Below are 18,045 nucleotides of genomic sequence, written 5' to 3' on the forward strand. Positions count from 1 at the left end.
GAGATCATGACCTTAAAAGAATTATTGGTAGGTTTCGGCACCCAGGTACGCAGTATCTGGATGATCGGCCTGCATGCGTTTGCCAAACGCGAAACCCGGATGTACCCGGAAGAGCCGGTATATCTGCCGCCGCGCTACCGTGGACGTATCGTGCTGACGCGCGACCCGGACGGTTCCGAGCGTTGCGTTGCCTGTAACCTGTGTGCGGTAGCGTGTCCGGTGGGCTGTATCTCTCTGCAAAAAGCAGAGACGGTAGACGGCCGCTGGTACCCTGAGTTCTTCCGCATCAACTTCTCACGCTGCATTTTCTGCGGTCTGTGTGAAGAAGCGTGCCCAACCACGGCGATTCAGCTGACTCCAGACTTCGAGCTGGGTGAGTACAAGCGTCAGGATCTGGTGTACGAGAAAGAGGATCTGCTGATTTCCGGTCCGGGCAAATACCCGGAATATAACTTCTACCGGATGGCGGGTATGGCAATCGACGGCAAAGATAAAGGCGAAGCAGAGAACGAAGCTAAGCCTATCGACGTCAAGAGCCTGTTACCGTAAGGAGAGGGCAATGGAATTCGCTTTTTATATCTGTGGCCTTATCGCCATCCTGGCTACGCTGCGAGTGATCACGCACACCAATCCGGTGCATGCGCTGCTGTATTTGATCATCTCGCTGCTGGCTATTTCCGGGGTGTTCTTTGCGCTGGGCGCGCACTTCGCCGGTGCGCTGGAAATCATCGTCTACGCCGGGGCCATCATGGTGCTGTTTGTGTTCGTGGTGATGATGCTGAACCTGGGCGGCTCTGAAATTGAGCAGGAACGTCAGTGGTTAAAACCGCAGGTGTGGATTGGTCCGGCAATTTTGTCGGCCATCATGCTGGCGGTGATTGTTTACGCCATTCTGGGCGTCAACGACCAGGGTATCGACGGGACGCCAATCAGCGCGAAAGCCGTGGGTATCACCCTGTTTGGTCCGTACGTTCTGGCGGTTGAGCTGGCCTCAATGCTGCTGCTGGCGGGTCTGGTTGTGGCCTTCCACGTTGGCCGCGAAGAGCGTGTCGGCGAGGTGCTGAGCAACCGCACTGACGACCGCGCGAAAAGAAAAACGGAGGAACGCGCATGATCCCCTTAACACATGGACTGATCCTCGCTGCAATTTTATTCGTTCTGGGCTTAACCGGTCTGGTTATCCGCCGCAATCTGCTGTTTATGCTGATCGGTCTGGAAATCATGATCAACGCTTCCGCGCTGGCCTTTGTGGTCGCCGGTAGCTACTGGGGCCAGACCGATGGTCAGGTGATGTACATTCTCGCCATCAGCCTCGCGGCTGCTGAAGCGAGTATTGGCCTGGCGCTGTTGCTACAGCTCCATCGTCGCCGCCAGAACCTGAACATCGATTCAGTAAGTGAGTTGCGTGGATGAACATGCTTGCCTTAACCATTATTTTTCCGCTGATTGGCTTCGTGCTGCTGGCGTTTTCTCGCGGCCGCTGGTCTGAGAATCTGTCTGCCACCGTGGGCATTGGCTCTATCGGCCTGGCTGCGCTGGTCACAGCGTATGCGGGTATCGACTTCTTTAACAATGGACGTCAGGCCTACAGCGTACCGCTGTGGAACTGGATGTCGGTCGGTAACTTCAACATCGGTTTCAACCTGGTGCTGGATGGTCTGTCTCTGACCATGCTCTCCGTGGTCACCGGCGTCGGCTTCCTGATCCACATGTTCGCCTCCTGGTACATGCGCGGTGAAGAGGGATACTCCCGCTTCTTCGCCTACACCAACCTGTTTATCGCCAGCATGGTGGTTCTGGTGCTGGCCGATAACCTGCTGCTGATGTATCTGGGCTGGGAAGGCGTGGGTCTGTGTTCTTACCTGCTGATCGGTTTCTACTACACCGATCCGAAGAATGGCGCAGCGGCCATGAAAGCGTTCGTCGTGACCCGCGTGGGTGACGTGTTCCTCGCTTTCGCGCTGTTCATTCTCTACAACGAACTGGGCACGCTGAACTTCCGCGAAATGGTGGAACTGGCGCCGGCGCACTTCGAAGCAGGCAACAACATGCTGTGGTGGGCAACGCTGATGCTGCTGGGTGGCGCTGTGGGTAAATCCGCGCAGCTGCCGTTGCAGACATGGCTGGCCGACGCGATGGCGGGTCCAACCCCTGTCTCCGCGCTGATCCACGCCGCGACCATGGTTACCGCCGGTGTCTACCTGATTGCGCGTACCCATGGCCTGTTCCTGATGACCCCGGAAATTCTGCATCTGGTGGGTATCGTCGGTGCGGTTACGCTGGTGCTGGCTGGCTTTGCCGCGCTGGTGCAGACCGACATCAAGCGCGTGCTCGCGTACTCCACCATGAGCCAGATTGGTTACATGTTCCTGGCGCTGGGCGTTCAGGCGTGGGACGCGGCCATTTTCCACCTGATGACGCACGCGTTCTTTAAAGCGCTGCTGTTCCTCTCATCCGGTTCGGTGATTCTGGCCTGCCACCACGAGCAGAACATCTTCAAAATGGGCGGACTGCGTAAGTCCATCCCGCTGGTTTATGTCTGCTTCCTGGTAGGCGGCGCGGCGCTGGCGGCACTGCCGCTGATCACCGCGGGCTTCTTCAGTAAGGACGAAATCCTGGCGGGCGCCATGGCGAATGGTCATATCAATCTGATGGTTGCGGGTCTGGTCGGTGCGTTTATGACCTCCCTGTACACCTTCCGTATGATTTTCATCGTCTTCCACGGTAAAGAACAAATTCACGCTCACGCAGGGAAGGGGATTACCCACCACCTGCCGCTGATTGTGCTGCTGGTCCTGTCCACCTTCGTTGGCGCGATGATTGTGCCACCGTTGCAGGGCGTACTGCCGGCGACAACCGAGCTTGAGCACGGTCGCGTTCTGACGCTTGAAATCACCTCCGGCGTAGTGGCTATCGCGGGCATCCTGATTGCCGCATGGCTGTGGCTGGGTAAACGCACGCTGGTGACAGCCGTTGCCAACAGCGCGCCGGGCCGTCTGCTGGGCACCTGGTGGTACAACGCATGGGGCTTCGACTGGCTGTACGACATGATCTTCGTGAAGCCGTTCCTGGGCATTGCGTGGCTGCTGAAGCGCGATCCACTGAACAGCCTGATGAATATCCCGGCGATCCTCTCTCGCTTTGCAGGTAAAGGCCTGCTGTTCAGCGAGAACGGTTATCTGCGCTGGTATGTGGCGTCCATGAGCATCGGTGCGGTTGTCATACTGGCGCTGCTGATGGTGTTGCGTTGATTTTGAGTTAGCGGGGATTGTCTACGGACCGTAGGCCCGGTAAGCGAAGCGCCACCGGGCAAAAGGCCCCGCACTCAAACGTGAATTTTATTCGAATTCGTTGAAAATCAGGCCCCTGCTGGGGGCCTTAAAAAGGAATGTAAATCGCCATGTTACTACCCTGGCTAATATTAATTCCCTTCATCGGCGGCTTCCTGTGCTGGCAGACCGAACGCTTTGGCGTGAAGATGCCGCGCTGGATCGCGCTGATCACCATGGGGTTGACGCTCGCGCTTGGCCTGCAACTGTGGTTGCAGGGTGGCTACTCACTGACCCAGTCTGCGGGCCTTCCGCAGTGGCAGTCTGAGTTCATTCTGCCGTGGATCCCACGTTTCGGTATCACGATCCACCTCGCGATTGACGGTCTGTCGCTGCTGATGGTCGTGCTGACCGGTCTGCTCGGCGTTCTGGCGGTACTCTGCTCCTGGCGAGAAATCGAAAAATACCAGGGCTTCTTCCACCTGAACCTGATGTGGATCCTGGGCGGCGTGATCGGCGTGTTCCTGGCCATCGACATGTTCCTGTTCTTCTTCTTCTGGGAGATGATGCTGGTGCCGATGTACTTCCTGATCGCGCTGTGGGGCCACAAGGCATCCGACGGTAAAACGCGTATCACGGCGGCCACCAAGTTCTTCATCTACACCCAGGCGAGTGGTCTGGTGATGTTGATTGCCATCCTGGCGCTGGTATTTGTGCATTACAATGCGACCGGCGTGTGGACCTTCAACTACGAAGACCTGCTGAAGACCCCGATGTCTCACGGTGTGGAATACCTGCTGATGCTCGGCTTCTTCATCGCCTTCGCGGTGAAAATGCCGGTCGTACCGCTGCACGGCTGGCTGCCGGACGCGCACTCTCAGGCGCCGACGGCGGGTTCCGTTGACCTGGCGGGTATCTTGCTGAAAACGGCGGCCTACGGTCTGCTGCGTTTCTCCCTGCCGCTGTTCCCGAACGCCTCCGCAGAGTTCGCGCCGATTGCCATGTGGCTTGGCGTGATCGGTATCTTCTACGGTGCATGGATGGCCTTCACGCAGTACGACATCAAACGTCTGATTGCTTACACCTCCGTTTCCCACATGGGCTTCGTGCTGATTGCCATCTACACCGGCAGCCAGCTGGCGTACCAGGGGGCGGTGATCCAGATGATTGCGCACGGCCTGTCTGCTGCCGGTCTCTTCATCCTGTGTGGTCAGCTGTACGAACGTCTGCATACCCGCGACATGCGTATGATGGGCGGCCTGTGGGGCAAAATGAAATGGCTGCCGGCGCTCTCCATGTTCTTCGCGGTGGCGACTCTGGGTATGCCGGGTACCGGTAACTTCGTCGGCGAGTTTATGATCCTGTTCGGCAGCTTCAACGTGGTACCGACGATCACCATCATCTCCACCTTTGGTCTGGTATTTGCCTCCGTGTACTCGCTGGCGATGCTGCACCGCGCTTACTTCGGTAAAGCGAAGAGTGAAATTGCTGCACAAGAACTGCCGGGGATGTCGCTGCGTGAGCTGTTCATCATCCTGCTGCTGGTCGTACTGCTGGTGCTGTTGGGCTTCTATCCGCAGCCGATTCTGGATACCTCGCACTCCGCGATGGGTAACATCCAGCAGTGGTTTGTTAATTCTGCTTCTACTACAAGGCCGTAATTCGCCATGACAATAACTCCACAACAACTGATCGCGCTGCTACCGCTGCTGATCGTCGGATTGACGGTGGTGGTTGTGATGCTCTCCATTGCGTGGCGACGCAATCACTTCCTGAATGCGACCCTGTCCGTTCTGGGTCTGAACGCTGCGTTAGTTTCCCTCTGGTTTGTTGGCCAGGCGGGAGCGATGGACGTCACGCCGCTGATGCGCGTTGACGGTTACGCCATGCTCTACACCGGTCTGGTGCTGCTGGCGAGCCTGGCAACCTGTACCTTTGCGTACCCGTGGCTCGAAGGTTACAACGACAACAAAGAAGAGTTTTACCTGCTGGTACTGATTGCCGCACTGGGCGGTATTCTGCTGGCGAACGCGAACCACCTGGCCGCGCTGTTCCTCGGTATTGAGCTGATCTCACTCCCGCTGTTCGGCCTGATTGGTTACGCTTTCCGCCAGAAGCGCTCTCTGGAAGCGGCAATCAAGTACACGATCCTGTCTGCTGCCGCGTCGTCGTTCCTGCTGTTTGGTATCGCGCTGCTGTACGCACAGACGGGTAATCTCTCCTTCATGGCGCTCGGTAAGAGCCTTGGCGACGGCATGATGCATGAGCCGCTGCTGCTGGCGGGTCTGGGCATGATGATTGTTGGCCTTGGCTTTAAACTCTCACTGGTTCCGTTCCACCTGTGGACGCCAGACGTATACCAGGGTGCCCCTGCACCAGTCTCGACCTTCCTGGCGACGGCGAGCAAAATCGCTATCTTCGGTGTGGTCATGCGTCTGTTCCTGTACGCCCCGGTGGGTGACAGCGAAGCGGTCCGCGTGGTGCTGGGCATTATCGCGTTCGTGTCCATCATCTTCGGTAACCTGATGGCGCTGAGCCAGACCAACATCAAGCGTCTGCTGGGCTACTCCTCTATCTCCCATCTGGGTTACCTGCTGGTGGCGCTGATTGCGCTGCAAAGCGGTGAGATGTCGATGGAAACTGTGGGCGTCTATCTGGCCGGTTACCTGTTTAGCAGCCTCGGCGCGTTCGGCGTGGTGAGCCTGATGTCCAGCCCGTACCGTGGCCCGGATGCGGATTCCCTGTTCTCCTACCGTGGTCTGTTCTGGCACCGTCCGATTCTGTCTGCGGTAATGACCGTGATGATGCTCTCTCTGGCGGGTATCCCGATGACGCTGGGCTTTATCGGTAAGTTCTACGTGCTGGCCGTCGGTGTGCAGGCGGGTCTGTGGTGGCTGACGGCGGGTGTCGTTATCGGCTCCGCGATTGGTCTCTACTACTACCTGCGCGTTGCCGTGAGCCTGTACCTGAGCGCGCCTCAGCAGCTCAACCGCGATGCGCCGTCCAACTGGCAGTATAGCGCGGGGGGCATTGTGGTGCTGATCTCCGCGCTGCTGGTGCTGATCTTCGGTATCTATCCGCAGCCGCTGATTGATATCGTGCAGCGCGCGATGCCGCTGATGTAAAAACAAAAAACCCGCCTCGGCGGGTTTTTTATTGTTTTCTCCCTCTCCCCGTGGGAGAGGGCCGGGGTGAGGGCACCAGCCCGCACAGAGTAAAACATGCCCAGCGGCGCTACGCTTGCAGGGCCTACGGGTTTTGTAGGTCGGGTAAGCGTAGCGCCACCCGACTAAGCCAGCTGCTTGCGGCTAATCAACGGCCCGTCAATCTTCTTCATCGAGCGGTCCAGCACCTCTTCAATCACCGACGACAGCTCGTTCAGCTCAAACTTCGCCACATAGCCGTCCGCCTTCACTTTGCGAATATGATCTTCGTTCGCGTTGCCGGAAAGAGACGAGTGGATCACCACCGGAATATCTTTCAGTACCGGGTCGGATTTGATTTTTCGCGTCAGCGTAAATCCGTCCATCTCCGGCATTTCGAGGTCGGTTAATACCAGGGCAATCTTATCGGTAACGGGAACGCCCTCGGCCTGTGCCTGCGCGGCCAGCTGAGTGATTTTCTCCCACGCGTCTTTGCCGGTGATATGCAGCTGGGCCGGGATCTCCATCGCCTGCAATCCCTTCTCCAGCATTGAGCGCGCTACTTTTGAATCTTCTGCAACAATCGCGACAGAGCCAGGCTTGATGTTAAATTTGGTGGTTTCCAGATGGGTGGCGTGCAGATCGTGGTTCGCCGGGGTGATGTCGTACAGGATCTGCTCCACGTCCAGCACCATCGCCAGATCGTTGGTATCGGTCTTCTCGTCCAGACAGGCAATGCTGGTGATGTAGCGACCGCTGACGGCGGTTTCCGCGGCGTGCACCTGCTTCCAGTCCAGACGCATGATGTTTTCCACCGATTCTACGGCAAACGCCTGCACGCTGCGGGCATATTCGGTGATCAGCAGGATGTTCAGCCCGGTGGCTGGCTTGCAGCCGGCGACGGCGGCCAGATCGATCACCGGGATCACCTGGTCGCGAATGTTCACCATCCCCATCAGCGGAGACTTCATTCCCGCCGGTTTGGTGAAGGTCGGCATCGGCACAATTTCGCGCAATTTGAACACGTTGATGCCGAACAGCTCGGATTTATTTTCGTTCAGAGAGGTGCCAAGACGGAACAGCAACAGTTCAAAACGGTTGGACAGGGTCAGGTTCGCCCTGTCATCAATATCTTTCTGGAAATTATCCATTCTACCCTCAAGAGAAATGCTGGCCTTTTAATCGTTATCGGCACGCTGAGGGAAAAATGAAGGACTAAACGCTGACCTGAGCAAAATCTTCCGCCAGCTCGCATGCCGGAAATACTTCCCGGCACTCTGCCAGCAGGCTTTCAGCGCCGCGGACGTCATAGCGTGAGCTGACGTGAGTGACAATCAGTTTCCGGACGCCAGCCTCACGTGCCAGCTGCGCCGCCTGACGCGTAGAGCTGTGCCCCCGGCTGTTGGCTTTTTCTTCCATCGCCGCTTCCAGCGTCGCCTCATGCACCATCACATCTACACCCCTGGCAAGCCTGAGCGCCGAAGGGCAGGGGGCGGTATCCCCAAAAATAGCCAGTTTTTTGCCCGGCTGCGGCGGGGCGAGGTAATCCTGACCGTTGATGACGCGCCCGTCTTCCAGCGTGACGGTCTCGCCGTGCTTCAGACGCTGGAACAGCGGGCCTGGTTTCACCCCATCGGCCTGCAACGCGGCGGCGTTCAGCGCCCCGGGCTTGTCATGCTCCTCAACGCGATAGCCGTAGCATTCCACCGGATGGTTAAGCGGGTAAGCGCGCACCAGGTAATCTCCGTCATCGAACACCAGACCCTCGCCGATCTCTAACACCTCCAGCGGATAATCGGTCCACGAGCCGCTCAGGCGCAGCGTGGTTTCAACGAATTCCTGAATACCCGCGGGGCCATAAATGGTCAGCGGGTTAGCGTTACCGGCCATCGAACGGCTGCACAGCAGGCCCGGCAGGCCAAACAGATGGTCGCCGTGCAGATGGGTGATAAATATTTTATCCACTTTCCCCGGGTGGTAGGAGGTATGCAGCAGCTGATGCTGCGTACCCTCACCGCAGTCAAACAGCCACAGCCCACCGCGGGTAGGATGCTTAAGATCCAGCAGAATCGCCGTCACGTTTCGTGAGCGGGTTGGCACCCCGGCGGACGTACCCAGAAAAATCAGTTCCATAACGCAATCAGCCCTTTGCCGAATGGGAAGGGGTTTAGTATAACGTGATGAACCCCAGGAAGGAGAAACACATGATCCAGTGGCAAGATCTACACCACAGCGAACTGTCCGTGCATTCACTCTACGCCCTGCTCAAGCTGCGCTGCGAAGTTTTTGTGGTTGAACAAACCTGCCCGTATCAGGATATCGACGGCGATGACCTGGTCGGCGAGAACCGGCACATCCTTGGCTGGCGCGATAACGAGCTGGTGGCGTATGCGAGGATTCTGAAAAGCGAAGAGGATTTTGACCCTGTCGTCATTGGCCGCGTCATTATCAGCGGCCGCGCGCGCGGTGAAAAGCTGGGCTATCAGCTGATGGAAAAAACGCTGGACGCATGCCAGAAACAGTGGCCGGACAAGGCGTTATACCTGGGCGCGCAGGCGCATTTGCAATCATTCTATGGCCATTTTGGTTTTACCCCGGTCACGGACATTTACGACGAAGACGGCATCCCACACATCGGCATGGCACGCGAAGCGAAACAGGCGCAATAGCAATACGTTGTCTATAGTTACCGGACTGGTGTACTAACATGGAGAAAAATATGTCATTTCAATCCTGGGATACCCGAGTCGACGACGACCTGACACTGCTAAGCGAAACGCTGGAAGAAGTGCTGCGCTCTTCAGGCGATCCTGCCGATCAGAAGTACATTGAGCTCAAAGCCCGCGCCGAGCAGGCGCTGCATGACGTGAAAAACCGCGTCAGTAACGCATCCGACAATTACTACTACCGCGCCAAGCAGGCGGTTTATCGTGCCGACGATTATGTGCATGAAAAACCGTGGCAGGGCATTGGGGTCGGTGCGGCCGTAGGGCTGGTGCTGGGTCTGCTGTTAGCCCGTCGTTAAGCCGGTAAACCACTCCCTACACGTGGGTACTGCTATTTATCGTCAGTACCCCGTATAATATAAGGCTTTAACAGGGAGAGGTTCGCGTGCACTCGATTTTCCTCGCGCTGCAAAGCCTGCGTACTCAGCTTGCGCAAGCATTGCCAGCTACACCCGGTTTACGCCATTTCGATGTCTCTTTCCCGTTAAACGACGCCTTCGATCCGCTGGCCTGGCTGGGCGTGCAGCGATGCTATCCTCAGTTTTACTGGCAACAGCGCAGCGGCGATGAAGAACTTGCCGCGCTCGGAAGCCTCGCCCAGTTTGATTCTCTGGCTTCGGCCTCATGGTTTTTGCACACCCACGACGTAGCCAATGACACCCGTATCTGCGGCCTGAACGCCTTCAACCCGGCGCAGGGCAAGCTGTTTTTACCGCGTCTTCTCTGGCGACGGTCTGCCGGGGTCGCCACGCTGCGTCTGCAACTGTGGAGCGAAACGTCGCTGCGGGAAGATGCCCGTGAAGCGCTGTATTTTGTCGATAACCTGCGCGACGCCGCGCCGATCCGCCCGTTGTCCGTGCAGATTGTGCAGGAAACCCATCATCCAGAAAAACCGGAATGGCTGGCGTTGATTCGTCAGGCGACGGATACCCTTGCTCGCGGCGATTTTGAGAAAGTGGTCCTCGCACGTGCTACAGACGTGCATTGCCAGCAGCCCGTGAACGCCATCGCGCTGATGGCTGCCAGCCGCGCGCTAAACCTCAACTGCTATCATTTTTGTATGGTCTTTGACGCCAGCAACGCGTTCCTCGGCTCGACGCCTGAACGCCTGTGGCGGCGACGCGGCACGCTGCTGCGCACTGAAGCGCTGGCAGGCACCGTCGCCAGCCATTCTGACGATAAGCAGGCTCAGCGTCTGGGCGACTGGCTGATGAACGACGACAAAAATCAGCGGGAAAATATGCTGGTGGTGGAAGATATCTGCCAGCGTCTTCAGCACCATACCCGGACGCTGGAGATCCTGCCTGCGCAGGTGCTGCGTCTGCGCAAGGTGCAGCATTTACGTCGCTGTATCTGGACCGAACTTAAACAGCCTGACGACGAGCAGTGCCTGCATATTCTGCAACCGACGGCGGCGGTGGCCGGGCTGCCGCGACAGGCGGCGCGAGAATTTATTGCGAAAGTGGAGCCGTTTGACCGGGAGTGGTACGCCGGGTCGGCGGGCTATTTATCGCGCGATCAAAGCGAATTCTGTGTGGCATTACGCTCCGCCCGCGTTCACGACGCTGCGCTGCGTCTTTATGCGGGGGCGGGCATCGTCAGCGGCTCCGATCCGGAGCAGGAGTGGCAGGAGATCGAAAACAAGGCCGCCGGGCTGCGTTCCCTTCTCCTAAGGGATTAATACTGATTCGTGCAATCCCGATTCATATCAAAATTCTGACTTTTTCTATTATTTATACTGTGTCGCATTCTTGATACTGGACAATCTCATGTCAGTAAGTTCTTTTAACCGACGCTGGGCGGCGGTGATCCTTGAAGCCCTGACCCGTCATGGTGTCAGGCATGTGTGTATTGCCCCGGGCTCTCGCTCCACGCCGCTCACCCTTGCTGCCGCGGAAAACCGGGCTTTTATTCACCACACCCATTTTGATGAGCGGGGTCTGGGCCATCTGGCGCTCGGGCTGGCGAAAGTCAGCAAAGCGCCCGTGGCGGTGATAGTCACCTCCGGCACGGCGGTGGCGAACCTCTATCCGGCGCTGATAGAAGCGGGATTAACCGGCGAAAAGCTGATTTTACTCACTGCCGACCGTCCCCCGGAACTTATTGACTGCGGCGCTAACCAGGCGATTCGTCAGCCTGGCATTTTTGCCTCGCATCCTTCACAGACGGTCTCGTTGCCGCGCCCCACCCAGGATATTCCCGCCAGCTGGCTGGTCTCAACCCTCGACCACGCCATGAACGCACTGCGCAGCGGCGGGCTGCACATTAACTGCCCGTTTGCCGAGCCGCTGTACGGTGAAATGAACGATACTGGCCTCGTCTGGCAACAGCAGCTGGGAGACTGGTGGGAGAGCGAAAAACCCTGGCTGCGCGAGCAGACGCATCTGGAAAGCGCAAAACAGCGCGACTGGTTCTTCTGGCGCCAGAAGCGCGGCGTGGTGATTGCCGGGCGGATGAGTGCGGCGGAAGGCAAGCTGGCGGCGGAGTGGGCACAAACGCTTGGCTGGCCGCTGATTGGTGACGTGCTTTCCCAGACGGGCCAGCCGCTGCCCTGCGCCGACCTCTGGCTGGGTAACGCGAAAGCGGTTACCGAGCTGGCGCAGGCGCAGATTGTCGTCCAGCTGGGATCGAGCCTGACGGGGAAGCGTCTGCTCCAGTGGCAGGCCACCTGTACCCCAGAAGAGTACTGGCTGGTGGATCCGCTCGAAGGACGCCTTGACCCGGCGCACCATCGCGGCCGCCGCCTGGTGAGCAACATTGACAGCTGGCTGGAATTGCATCCGGCGGAAAAACGCAAACCCTGGGCGGTGGAGATCCCGGCGCTGTCACGTCAGGCGTGGGAACTCACCAAAACGCAGTGCGAGGCGTTCAGTGAAGCCGGGCTGGCGCACCGTATCCGCAAATATCTTCCCGAGCAGGGACAACTTTTTGTCGGTAACAGCCTGGTGGTGCGCCTGATTGACGCCTTTTCGCAGCTGCCGGCGGGTTATCCGGTGTACAGCAACCGGGGCGCGAGCGGCATTGACGGCCTGATCTCCACTGCCGCTGGCGTACAGCGGGCCAGCGCGAAATCCACGCTGGCGATTGTGGGGGATCTCTCAGCCCTCTACGATCTCAACGCGCTGGCGCTCCTGCGTCGGGCGTCGGCCCCGTTCGTGCTGATTGTTGTGAACAATAACGGCGGGCAGATTTTCTCGTTGCTGCCGACGCCGCAAAGCGAGCGTGAGCGCTTCTATCTGATGCCGCAAAACGTGCAGTTCGAACACGCCGCCGCCATGTTCAGCCTCAAGTACCATCGCCCGGAAAACTGGGACGCGCTGGAGACGGCGCTGAACACCGCCTGGCGGCAGCCTGGCGCGACGCTGATTGAGCTGGTGGTAAACGATGCTGACGGCGCGCAGAAGCTGCAACATCTGCTTGCGCAGGTGAGTCACCTGTGATCCTCGCAGGCCTCTCCCAGCCAGGAAAACCAGGCTACCCCTGGCTGGTTTTCCTGCACGGTTTTTCCGGCGACTGTCGCGAGTGGCAGGCTGTCGGGGCGTCGCTGCATGACTACCCCCGGCTCTACCTTGACCTGCCTGGGCACGGTGGTTCAGCGGATACGGGCGTGACGGGGTTTGCAGAGGTAAGTGAATTGCTCTCGCATACCCTTGTTAGTTACAACATACTAAGATACTGGCTCGTGGGGTACTCCCTCGGCGGCCGCATTGCGATGTTCCATGCCTGCCAGCATCCTGCGGGGTTAGACGGGGTGATTGTGGAAGGTGGACACCCGGGCCTGCAAGACGCCGATGCGCGCCAGGCCCGGCTGATCTCTGACCGCCGCTGGGCGTCACGGTTTCGCAGTGAGCCGCTGGAGGCCGTCTTTGCCGACTGGTATCAACAGCCGGTCTTTGCCTCACTTACGGATGATCAGCGCAGGGCGCTGATCGCGCTGCGCAGCCGGAACAACGGCCCGAGGCTGGCAGAGATGCTGGAGGCCACCTCGCTTGCCGTTCAGCCTGATTTACGTCCCGCGCTCATCGCGCGTGATTTTTCTTTTGACTATCTCTATGGCGAACGTGACGGGAAGTTTGCAGCTATCGCCGCTGAACTTAACGCCACGCGTCATGCTATCCCTCACGCCGGACACAACGCCCACCGGGACAACCCGGACGCGGTTGCCGCGAGTCTGGCTCAGATACTGCGTTATCGAACAAAGGACACGCTATGATCTATCCTGATGAACACATGCTTTACGCGCCGGTTGAATGGCAGGACTGCTCCGAAGGCTACACCGACATTCGTTACCACAAATCCGCCGATGGTATCGCCAAAATCACCATCAACCGTCCACAGGTGCGCAACGCGTTTCGTCCACTGACCGTAAAAGAGATGATCCAGGCGCTGGCGGATGCCCGCTACGATGACACTATCGGCGTCATCATCCTCACCGGGGAAGGGGAGAAAGCCTTCTGCTCCGGCGGCGATCAGAAAGTCCGCGGTGACTACGGCGGATACCAGGATGATGCGGGCACGCACCACCTGAACGTGCTGGATTTCCAGCGCCAGATCCGCACCTGTCCAAAACCGGTGGTCGCGATGGTGGCAGGGTATTCCATCGGCGGCGGTCACGTGCTGCACATGATGTGTGACCTGACGATCGCGGCGGAAAATGCCATTTTCGGTCAGACTGGCCCGAAAGTCGGCTCTTTCGACGGCGGCTGGGGCGCGTCCTATATGGCGCGCATTGTCGGTCAGAAAAAAGCCCGCGAAATCTGGTTCCTGTGCCGTCAGTACAACGCCCAGGAAGCGCTGGATATGGGGCTGGTTAACACCGTGGTGCCGATCGCCGATCTGGAAAAAGAGACCGTGCGCTGGTGTCGCGAAATGCTGCAAAACAGCCCAATGGCGCTGCGCTGCCTGAAAGCGGCCCTCAACGCCGACTGTGACGGTCAGGCGGGCCTTCAGGAGCTGGCAGGTAACGCCACCATGCTGTTCTATATGACCGAAGAGGGTCAGGAAGGGCGCAACGCGTTCAACGAAAAACGCCAGCCGGACTTCAGCAAATACAAACGGAACCCGTAATGCGTTGCGCGCAGGTTTACCGCTGGCAGATACCGATGGACGCGGGCGTGGTGCTGCGTGAACGGCGGTTAAAAACCCGTGACGGCTTTTGCGTGCATCTCCGGCAGGGCGAGCGGGAAGGGTGGGGCGAAATCGCCCCGCTTCCGGGTTTTAGCCTGGAAACGCTGGACGAGGCGCAGGCTGCGCTGATGGCCTGGACGTACGAATGGCGTGAGGGAGCATATCCGGCGCTGCCGGACGTTCCTTCCGCCGCGTTCGGCATCAGCTGTGCGCTGGCAGAGCTGGACGGCAGTTTACCGGACGCGGCGAACTATTGCGCCGCGCCGCTCTGTACCGGCGATCCGGATGAACTTTTCGCGCTCCTTTCCGCGATGCCTGGCGAGAAGGTGGCGAAAATAAAGGTTGGCCTGTACGAAGCAGTGCGCGACGGAATGGTGGTTAATCTGTTACTGGAGGCCATTCCCGATCTGCACCTGCGCCTGGACGCCAACCGCGCCTGGACGCCGCTCAGGGCGCAACAGTTTGCGAAGTACGTCAACCCGGCGTACCGCAGCCGCATCGCGTTTCTCGAAGAGCCGTGCAAAACGCGCGACGATTCGCGCGCCTTTGCCCGGGAAACCGGCATTGCCATTGCCTGGGATGAGAGCCTGCGCGAAGCCGATTTCGCGTTTGCCGCCGAGCCGGGCGTCAGGGCAGTGGTGATTAAGCCAACGCTGACCGGCAGCCTCGACAAGGTGCGCGAGCAGGTTGCGGCGGCCCATGCCGCAGGGCTGACGGCGGTGATCAGTTCATCCATCGAATCCAGCCTCGGCCTGACGCAGCTGGCGCGCATCGCTGTATGGTTAACGCCGGACACCGTTCCCGGTCTCGATACGCTAAACCTGATGCAGGCCCAGTTGATTCGTCAGTGGCCTGGCAGCACCTTGCCGTGCCTCGACGTCGGGGCGCTGGAGCCACTGCGATGAGTTTTACCGACTGGCCGTGGCGGCACTGGCGCACCCGGAGTGCCAATAAACCCGCGCTGCGTTTAGACGATGTAACGCTCAGCTGGTCTCAGCTGGGCAAGCGTATCGATCGTCTCGCAGCCGGTTTTCAGTCTCAGGGCGTTACGGACGGTGACGGCGTCATGCTGCTCGCCCACAACCACCCGCAGACCCTGCTGGCCTGGCTGGCGCTGCTTCAGTGCGGCGCCCGCATTTTGCCGGTGAACCCTCAGCTTCCCCGTCCGCTGCTGGACGTCCTCCTGCCGCAGATGACCCTGCGCTTTGCGCTGGTGCTTAACGGTGAGTATGACGGTCTGCCCGGTCTAGTATTAAGAGAGGGCGAGGGGCAGGGCGGCGTGACGTGGCGGGCAGAACGGCTGGCCTCAATGACGCTCACCTCTGGCTCCACCGGCTTGCCGAAAGCGGCGGTGCACACCTGTGCCGCCCACCTTGCCAGCGCAAAGGGCGTGCTGGCGCTGATGCCTTACGGCGGTAGCGATGACTGGCTGCTCTCTCTGCCGCTATTTCACGTCTCCGGTCAGGGGATTTTGTGGCGCTGGTTGCAGGGCGGAGGCCGTCTCACCGTGCGTGAAAAACAGCCGCTGGAGCAGGCGCTACAGGGCTGTACCCACGCCTCGCTGGTGCCAACGCAGCTGTGGCGGCTGCTTAATTCACACCATCCCGTCGCGCTGAAAGCCGTGCTGCTCGGCGGGGCGGAAATCCCCGTTGCGCTGACCGAACAGGCGCGCGAGCAGGGGATCCGTACGTTCTGCGGCTACGGTCTGACCGAGTTCGCCTCCACCGTCTGCGCCAAAGAGGCCGACGGCGCGCCGGACGTGGGCAGCGCGCTGCCGGGCAGAGACGTTCAGGTGGTGAACGGTGAAGTCTGGCTCCGGGCGGAAAGCATGGCGGCGGGCTACTGGCGAGATGGCGCATTATTGCCGCTGGTCAATGAGCAGGGCTGGTTTGCCACCCGCGATCGCGGCGAGTGGCATGACGGACGCCTGACCATTCTGGGCCGAATGGACAATCTCTTTTTCAGCGGTGGAGAAGGGATCCAGCCCGAAGCGCTGGAGCGCGTTATCGCCACGCATCCGCAGGTAAGCCAGGCGTTTGTCGTTCCGCTGGATGATGCCGAGTACGGGCAACGTCCGGTGGCGGTAGTGGAATGCGAGCCGGGCACGGATATCACGCTGCTGCCGGAGTGGGTTCAGGGCAGGCTGGCGCGCTTTGAGCAGCCGGTACACTGGCTGGCGCTGCCGTCAGAACTGAAAAATGGCGGGATTAAAATCTCCCGCCAGGCGTTAAAGCAGTGGGTCAATGCCCTGTTGAGGGGCTAATCAGCCGATATCCGGCTGCGGTTTGTGCTGGCGTCGGCGGACCCAGCGCAGCACCGGCGGCACGACAATCACCATAATCGCCATTGCCAGCAGGATCTTCGTCACGCTGCTCTCCCACAGGATCCCCATGTTGCCATTGCTGATGGAGAGGGCGCGGCGCAGGTTCTGCTCCAGCATTTCCCCCAGCACAAACCCTAAAATCAGCGGCGACATCGGGAAGTGCATCTTGCGCAGAATGTAGCCCAGCACGCCGAGCAGCACCATCAACACCAGGTCGAAGGTGGTGCTGTGCACCGCGTACACCCCAACCGCAGAGACGGCGGCGATGGCCGGGACCAGGAACCACAGGGGAATGGTCAGCATGCGGGTGAACAGGCCGATCAGCGGGATGTTCATTACCAGCAACATCACGTTGGCGATCAGCAGGGCGGCAATCAAACCCCAGACGATATCGGGCTGCTCGGTAAACATCGCCGGACCCGGGGTGATGTTATAGAGCGTCAGCGCGCCCATCATTACCGCCGTGGTGCCGGAGCCCGGCACGCCGAGGGTCAGCATCGGGATAAACGAGCCGCAGGCCGAGGCGTTATTCGCCGCCTCCGGCGCCGCCACGCCGCGGATATCGCCTTTGCCGAAGCTGTCGCTGTTACCGCTCAGCTTTTTCTCGGTCATGTAGGTGATAGCGCTGGCGATAGTCGCCCCCGCGCCGGGCAGAATGCCGACGAAGAAACCGATCACCGACGAACGCAGGGTGGCGCCAATACACTGCGCCCCCTCTTTGGCATTAAAGAGCATACGTCCGGTTTTACGCACCAGCGTCTGCCCGCTGCTGGTATGCTCCAGCATCAGTAAGATTTCTGAGACAGAGAACAGACCAATCACCACGACGATAAACTGCACGCCGTCGGAGAGATGAACGCTGTCGAAGGTAAAACGATAAACCCCGGTGTTGGCATCCACGCCGACGGTGGCCAGACTGAGGCCAATCAACGCAGACAAAAACGACTTCAGCGGATTCTGCGCCATCATGCTGCCGAGACAGGCGATGGCGAACACCATCAGGGCAAAATACTCGGCCGGACCAAACGCCAGCGACCACTGGGCCAGCGCCGGGGCGAAGAGGATGATGCCGCCAATGGCGATCATGGAGCCAAAGAACGAGCTGACGGCAGAAATAGAGAGCGCCACGCCGCCGCGCCCCTGCTGCGCCATCGGGTAGCCATCCAGCGCGGTCATAATGGCGGCGGCATCGCCGGGCACGTTAAGCAGAATCGAGGAAATACGCCCCCCGTATTCGCAGCCGATATAAACCGTCGCCAGCAGGATCAGCGCCGATTCCGCAGGCAGGTGTAGCGCAAAGGCCAGCGGCAGTAAAATCGCCACGCCGTTGATAGGGCCAAGGCCCGGCAGCAGGCCGACGATGGTCCCGACGAAACAGCCGATCAGGGCGATCACCAGGTTTTCCGGGGTCATCGCTACCGCGAACCCCTGAGAGAGATAGATCCAGGTATCCATAG

17 protein-coding genes are annotated in these 18,045 nt (G+C 59.4%); 14 read left to right on the forward strand and 3 right to left on the reverse strand.

Annotated elements, in window-relative coordinates; all coding sequences use genetic code 11:
* The first annotated feature begins 6 nt into the window (after positions 1–6).
* From nuoI to nuoN, 6 genes are all read left to right on the forward strand, one after another.
* On the forward strand, positions 7–549 hold the full coding sequence (gene nuoI / locus SK54_RS09130) for an NADH-quinone oxidoreductase subunit NuoI (protein ID WP_003861491.1): 543 nt from the start codon (positions 7–9) through the stop codon (positions 547–549).
* 10 nt (positions 550–559) lie between these two features.
* Entirely contained in the window at positions 560–1,114 is a 555-nt protein-coding gene (gene nuoJ / locus SK54_RS09135) for an NADH-quinone oxidoreductase subunit J (RefSeq protein ID WP_003861493.1), read from the forward strand.
* On the forward strand, positions 1,111–1,413 hold the full coding sequence (nuoK, locus tag SK54_RS09140) for an NADH-quinone oxidoreductase subunit NuoK (RefSeq protein WP_003861496.1): 303 nt from the start codon (positions 1,111–1,113) through the stop codon (positions 1,411–1,413). Before nuoJ ends, nuoK begins: the two co-directional genes overlap by 4 nt.
* Positions 1,410–3,251, forward strand: coding sequence for an NADH-quinone oxidoreductase subunit L (gene nuoL, locus SK54_RS09145; protein WP_015572272.1), 1,842 nt, complete (start codon positions 1,410–1,412; stop codon positions 3,249–3,251). The genes nuoK and nuoL overlap by 4 nt, the downstream gene beginning before the upstream one ends.
* 149 nt (positions 3,252–3,400) lie before the next feature.
* On the forward strand, positions 3,401–4,930 hold the full coding sequence (nuoM, locus tag SK54_RS09150) for an NADH-quinone oxidoreductase subunit M (RefSeq protein WP_017383429.1): 1,530 nt from the start codon (positions 3,401–3,403) through the stop codon (positions 4,928–4,930).
* A 6-nt stretch (positions 4,931–4,936) separates the two neighbouring features.
* Positions 4,937–6,394 (forward strand): NADH-quinone oxidoreductase subunit NuoN, encoded by a 1,458-nt coding sequence (gene nuoN, locus SK54_RS09155; RefSeq protein ID WP_015572273.1) that lies wholly within the window; start codon positions 4,937–4,939, stop codon positions 6,392–6,394.
* Between the two features lie 164 nt (positions 6,395–6,558).
* Here nuoN and SK54_RS09160 read toward each other — a convergent pair whose 3' ends face one another.
* On the reverse strand, positions 6,559–7,563 hold the full coding sequence (locus SK54_RS09160; protein WP_023304150.1) for a chemotaxis protein: 1,005 nt from the start codon (positions 7,561–7,563) through the stop codon (positions 6,559–6,561).
* A 64-nt stretch (positions 7,564–7,627) separates the two neighbouring features.
* Positions 7,628–8,545 (reverse strand): ribonuclease BN, encoded by a 918-nt coding sequence (gene rbn, locus SK54_RS09165; RefSeq protein ID WP_015572275.1) that lies wholly within the window; start codon positions 8,543–8,545, stop codon positions 7,628–7,630.
* A gap of 71 nt (positions 8,546–8,616) precedes the next feature.
* Here rbn and SK54_RS09170 point away from each other — a divergent pair, with 71 nt between their 5' ends.
* The 8 genes from SK54_RS09170 to menE all read left to right on the forward strand — a co-directional run bounded on the left by SK54_RS09170 (position 8,617) and on the right by menE (position 16,528).
* Positions 8,617–9,081, forward strand: a complete 465-nt coding sequence (locus SK54_RS09170; protein ID WP_048247059.1) for a GNAT family N-acetyltransferase — start codon at positions 8,617–8,619, stop codon at positions 9,079–9,081.
* Positions 9,082–9,131: 50 nt separating this feature from the next.
* Complete coding sequence (elaB, locus tag SK54_RS09175; RefSeq protein ID WP_017693006.1) at positions 9,132–9,437, forward strand: stress response protein ElaB; 306 nt, start codon at positions 9,132–9,134, stop codon at positions 9,435–9,437.
* Positions 9,438–9,523: 86 nt separating this feature from the next.
* Entirely contained in the window at positions 9,524–10,819 is a 1,296-nt protein-coding gene (gene menF / locus SK54_RS09180) for an isochorismate synthase MenF (RefSeq protein ID WP_048247061.1), read from the forward strand.
* 88 nt (positions 10,820–10,907) lie between these two features.
* Positions 10,908–12,578 carry a 2-succinyl-5-enolpyruvyl-6-hydroxy-3-cyclohexene-1-carboxylic-acid synthase gene (menD, locus tag SK54_RS09185; protein ID WP_017693008.1) on the forward strand — a complete coding sequence of 557 codons (1,671 nt, stop codon included), beginning with the start codon at positions 10,908–10,910 and terminating at the stop codon, positions 12,576–12,578.
* Positions 12,575–13,351 (forward strand): 2-succinyl-6-hydroxy-2,4-cyclohexadiene-1-carboxylate synthase, encoded by a 777-nt coding sequence (menH, locus tag SK54_RS09190; protein WP_048247063.1) that lies wholly within the window; start codon positions 12,575–12,577, stop codon positions 13,349–13,351. The genes menD and menH overlap by 4 nt, the downstream gene beginning before the upstream one ends.
* The gene (gene menB / locus SK54_RS09195) at positions 13,348–14,205 is read left to right on the forward strand and encodes a 1,4-dihydroxy-2-naphthoyl-CoA synthase (protein WP_003859452.1); all 858 of its coding nucleotides are present in this window, start codon (positions 13,348–13,350) and stop codon (positions 14,203–14,205) included. The genes menH and menB overlap by 4 nt, the downstream gene beginning before the upstream one ends.
* Positions 14,205–15,170: an o-succinylbenzoate synthase gene (gene menC / locus SK54_RS09200; RefSeq protein WP_048247065.1), complete on the forward strand. Its 966-nt coding sequence runs from the start codon at positions 14,205–14,207 to the stop codon at positions 15,168–15,170. Before menB ends, menC begins: the two co-directional genes overlap by 1 nt.
* The gene (gene menE / locus SK54_RS09205) at positions 15,167–16,528 is read left to right on the forward strand and encodes an o-succinylbenzoate--CoA ligase (RefSeq protein WP_048247067.1); all 1,362 of its coding nucleotides are present in this window, start codon (positions 15,167–15,169) and stop codon (positions 16,526–16,528) included. Before menC ends, menE begins: the two co-directional genes overlap by 4 nt.
* On the opposite strand, the gene SK54_RS09210 is transcribed toward menE, so the two are convergent.
* Entirely contained in the window at positions 16,529–18,043 is a 1,515-nt protein-coding gene (locus SK54_RS09210; RefSeq protein WP_006811365.1) for a tripartite tricarboxylate transporter permease, read from the reverse strand.
* Positions 18,044–18,045 lie beyond the last annotated feature (2 nt).

Origin of the sequence: Enterobacter sp. MGH120, assembly GCF_001037725.1 — a bacterium.
Taxonomy (GTDB): domain Bacteria; phylum Pseudomonadota; class Gammaproteobacteria; order Enterobacterales; family Enterobacteriaceae; genus Enterobacter; species Enterobacter hormaechei_C.